The following is a 4046-nucleotide window of genomic DNA, read 5'->3' as shown; positions in this document are numbered from 1 at the left end:
CTCGATTTGACATCGGCGGTGCATCTTGAAGCCAAGTACAGCGTTACGGCATATACCAACCGCGATGTCATTGGCCAAGGTCGCGACCAGATTGACAGCTCGCGCGTGCGCAACTGGCGCCTCCAACTGCGTTGGACGCTATAGCGCGTCTGCCCACTGCAATGCCCCTGTTTGGGTCAGGGGCTCGGAGGGCGGTGCGCCCACCCTTTGCCTCATGCTACACGTACTACCATGTCTGATACCGTACCTGCTGTTCTTGTTGTGGAAGACAATGCGGAAACGCAGTTGCTCCTGGAGCACATTTTAGCCCCCAATTACGAGGCAACCCTCGTAGCGTCGGTTGATGCGGCGACGCAGGCCTGCTCCGAAATGACATTTCAGCTTCTCATTCTGGATATCAACCTGGGTGAAAAGCGCACCGGCACCGATCTGCTGAATGCGCTCCGAGAGCCGCCCCACAACGTAACGGCCCCGGCGGTTGCGCTAACGGCGTACGCCATGCCGGGCGATCAGCAGCGCTTTGAGCAGGAAGGGTTCGATGCGTACGTAAGCAAGCCGTTTTCGCAAGACGACCTGCTGGGTACAATCCAGCGCTGTCTGGCCACTGCGTCGTAGCCGTGGTTACCGAAACACGCCTTCCCACTGCTGATCAGCAAAACGGTAGGAGGCGCCGATGCGCAGATTCAGCGGTAGGTTGTACGCAAGACGCACGCGGGCCCCAACGCCAAAGGTGGCGCTCGACAACGACACCGCTGGGCCCTGCAAATCGCGAAGGGTTTGTGCCGTGCCGTAGAGATACAACGCCTCAGCTACCACAGTGAGGAGCGTGCTGCCCCGGTCGGGATACAGCAGCGGCTGCACCACCTCAATATCGCCCCGGGCGTAGGTGCCCTGGGGCAGTGCTACATCGCTGTAGCCCCGTGGCATAAACGTGTCAAGATCGAAGATCGCTGATCGGTTCTGACTCAGCGTTTGTATCCCCAGGCGTATGCCGGTGTTGAAACGGTCGAGCCACGGCAGGTAGAGGCTGCTGCCCAGTTGAAGCGCACGTCCCGCCGTAATACCGTCGGTCCACGCGTCGATGAAGGGGCTGGCAGACACCACCCACCCGGCGCGCGGAATGAGGTCGCGTGTGTTCTGTTGGAGGCGGTAGGCGTACAGCAGTTGCGGACGCAGCGTAACACGGCTTCGAAGGGGCTGCTCCTCAATGAAGTCGGCAAACAAGCGCGTTTGTCGGAGCTCGCTCCGCCACCGCAATTGTACCAGCGAGTGATACACGTTCGACCGCAGGGTGAGCGGCTGCGAGAGCGTGAGTTCGATGCCCCGCTCCTCTACTCCCACCTGTCGCCGCACAATCGTCGAAGGCTCTTCTTGCTCCACTCCCACCGTGGCCGTGTACGGACGCCGGTATGCGCCGATGCTGGGCTGTCCCCACCAGCCCGTTTGCACGCGTGCTTCGCCCCACAGCTGGCCCGTTTGGTAGTAGGCTTCGGCCCGATAGGCCCACCGCTGCAACGGATCGGCCCCAGCCATCCCCAATCCTACGCCGAGCCCGAGTTCTGTGCCTGGCGGCTGCGACTCGAGTTCGTCGCGGTCGAATCGTGTCGTTGGATAGACCATGCGCGGACGCATGTGCGAGCGTGCTCGGTAAGGCGCGTCGTCGGCGCGGGCAATGTCGTCGTCTACAGCGGGCGGCTCGGTGGGCGATGCTGATTGCACACAAGACGCATCCTCCCAGCATCCCCCTGACCATGGCGTCCACTCGGTAGGCGCTACGGGCACCGTTACCAGGTCGTGGCGCTGATAGTCGTGGCGCACGTACGCAATGCGCTGCCCGGTGGGATCGATGGCCGGCTCCAGCGCTCCATACGGCTCATTGGTTACGCGATGTACGGCTTGATCATCCAGATCGAGGACGAACACGTTGGGCACGCCCGTCGGGTCGGCACTGATCGCCAGCCGCTTGCCCTGGGGGCCCCAGTTCACATCATAGATTGCAGCGTCGTCGAACCCGAACAGCGGCTGCGTGTCAATGCGCCGGGTCTCCGCATCGTACGTAACGGTGTAGAGCGCATGGTGCCCGGCACGGTTGAGGAGCGCTACGGTCTGGTTTGTAGTGGGATGCGTAGCTAACTGCTGAATGCGCGTGCGGGGCGGCAACTCCGCGGTGGCAATGGGCTCCGCCTCGGCATCGCTGCCGGCAGGCCATCGAACAAGCCGGTGGGCAGGCCCATCGACCTGCGCAGCCCAGAACGCCTCGCCCGAGGTCGGGGCCGGTGCAAACAGCCGCGCCCGTTTGGACTGCGACGTGCGCGTGCTCGTGGGCAGATGAATCGTTTCGACATCGGCCACCGACTGTCCGGGCACCGCGCGGGCGGGACGCTGTCGGCTCATCCACACGGCCTGACTGTCGGGGGCCAGGTGCAGGTGCGCATCGGCGGTGCGCGTGTGAGCCGCTATGCGTTCGGCCTGTCCGGAAGGCACATGCACGCGGTACACGCCGGGCACCGTGCGGTAGCCCGATCGGTAGGCCACGAGCGTGTCGGGATGCGTCCACAACGGACGGCGGTGGTTCAGTCCGCGCCGCGATGTGGTGACGGGTGCGGCCTCGGTGAGCGTACCGAGTGCCTCGATGCGCTCGGCTTCGCGCTGCTGCTCGGCCTCCAGAAAGCGCCCCGATGCGCGGCCTGTGGGCATCCGCAAGCCGTACCAGAGAGCAACTCCGTATCCGAACAGCGGCATGCGGTGGTTCCAGGCCAGCGTGCGCTGGGCAAACGCATACGGTTGTTCGGGGTCGTCGGCCTGCTCAACCAGGTGCCGAACCAGCTGCCCGCCCCCCAGGTAGTGGCGGTCGAACGGCTGCGTGTAGCGCGGTGGATGAAGCACGCGCGAGGTGCCCCACGGCTGGTCGCTGCCCAGCGCCGCTCGGTAGGGCATCAGCGCGGCTGGCAGCGTCATGCGGCCCGCTCCGCGCTCATTCTGGCTTTCGCGATACACGGCCAGTCCTTCGACCCAGCCTCGGGGCGCGTTCAGGTTCAGCGCACGGGCCGCATCTGGCGCAAAGACATCAAGAACGCCGCCCACGCCCAATCCGGGGTGATACTCGGCGTGTAGGGCGTGCGTCAGCTCGTGCGGCACCACCGCCTCAAACCACGAGGCATATCGCGTGGTGAGAGGCGGCGTGCGCGTGCTCGGAATTTCGATTTCTTGCTTAAACGGCAGCGGGCGCACAAATCCGTTGGCCCGGTCGGTGTAGTTGTTCAGCACGATAGGCATGGGGCGCTGCGGATCGGCCTCCCCGATAATGTCGTGCGTGGTGGCGGCGCTGTCGCGTAGAATCTGCGCCACCTGCTCAGCCTCGGCGCGGGCTCCGGTAGGATAGATGAGCTGGTAATCGCCCGTTGAAAACGTCTGGTACGACGCCGAATCGGGCCGTGTGACGACGTCATACGTGCCGGGGATGCGCCCAATCTGCTGGCCGTAGCTGGCCTGGGCTCCGCCTCCCCCAAGCACGACAACAACGAGGGCAGTACAAAGGGGGATGCGATGGATTATGCGCGTCGTGCAGGCCGAGACGCACGTCACAAGAAAACTGATCATCAAAAGGAACCTTGCTGACAAACGAGCCGCTTTACTTCGTACCATAAGATACAAACCGTGCCCTCCAATGTGAACCCACGGCCTATGAACGCCGCGCCCCAGACGGACCAGACGGACGCCCGCACGTTTCCGCCGTCGGTAGCCCCGCGAGCGGTTTCACCCGATATGCCGCTCGACGATCCTACGCTCTTTTTTAACCGCGAACTGAGCACGCTCGACTTTCATCAGCGCGTGCTGCACCAGGCGCTCGACGAGCGGATTCCGCTGTTGGAGCGCGTATTCTTCTGCGCCATTACCGGCAGCAACCTCGACGAGTTTTTCCGCAAGCGCGTGGGCGGACTCAAGCGGCAGCAGGCGGCGGGGGTGTCGTCGCTCTCGCCCGATGGGCGCACGCCTGCCGAACAGTTGGCGCTGGTGCGCACCGCTGCGCTACGTCTGTACGATGC

2 protein-coding genes and 1 pseudogene are annotated in these 4046 nt (G+C 64.0%); 2 read left to right on the top strand and 1 reads right to left on the bottom strand.

What is annotated here, in order from left to right; all coding sequences use genetic code 11:
- The first annotated feature begins 231 nt into the window (after positions 1 to 231).
- Positions 232 to 615 (top strand): response regulator, encoded by a 384-nt coding sequence (locus tag R6U20_RS13840; RefSeq protein WP_410338426.1) that lies wholly within the window; start codon positions 232 to 234, stop codon positions 613 to 615.
- A gap of 6 nt (positions 616 to 621) precedes the next feature.
- Here the strand turns inward: R6U20_RS13840 and R6U20_RS13835 are convergent, their stop codons facing one another.
- Entirely contained in the window at positions 622 to 3513 is a 2892-nt protein-coding gene (locus tag R6U20_RS13835) for a TolB family protein (protein WP_410338425.1), read from the bottom strand.
- Between the two features lie 252 nt (positions 3514 to 3765).
- Here R6U20_RS13835 and R6U20_RS13830 point away from each other — a divergent pair.
- A pseudogene (locus tag R6U20_RS13830) lies at positions 3766 to 4046 on the top strand (polyphosphate kinase 1); the annotation flags it as partial.

Source organism: Longimonas sp. (assembly GCF_046498435.1).
Classification (GTDB): Bacteria; Bacteroidota; Rhodothermia; order Rhodothermales; family Salinibacteraceae; genus Longimonas.
This window is presented reverse-complemented; position numbering and strand designations above follow the sequence as displayed.

Excerpts from the sequence above, each read along its gene's own strand:
- R6U20_RS13840 (WP_410338426.1), top strand. The coding sequence starts at position 232 with ATGTCTGATACCGTACCTGCTGTTCTTGTTGTGGAAGACAATGCGGAA.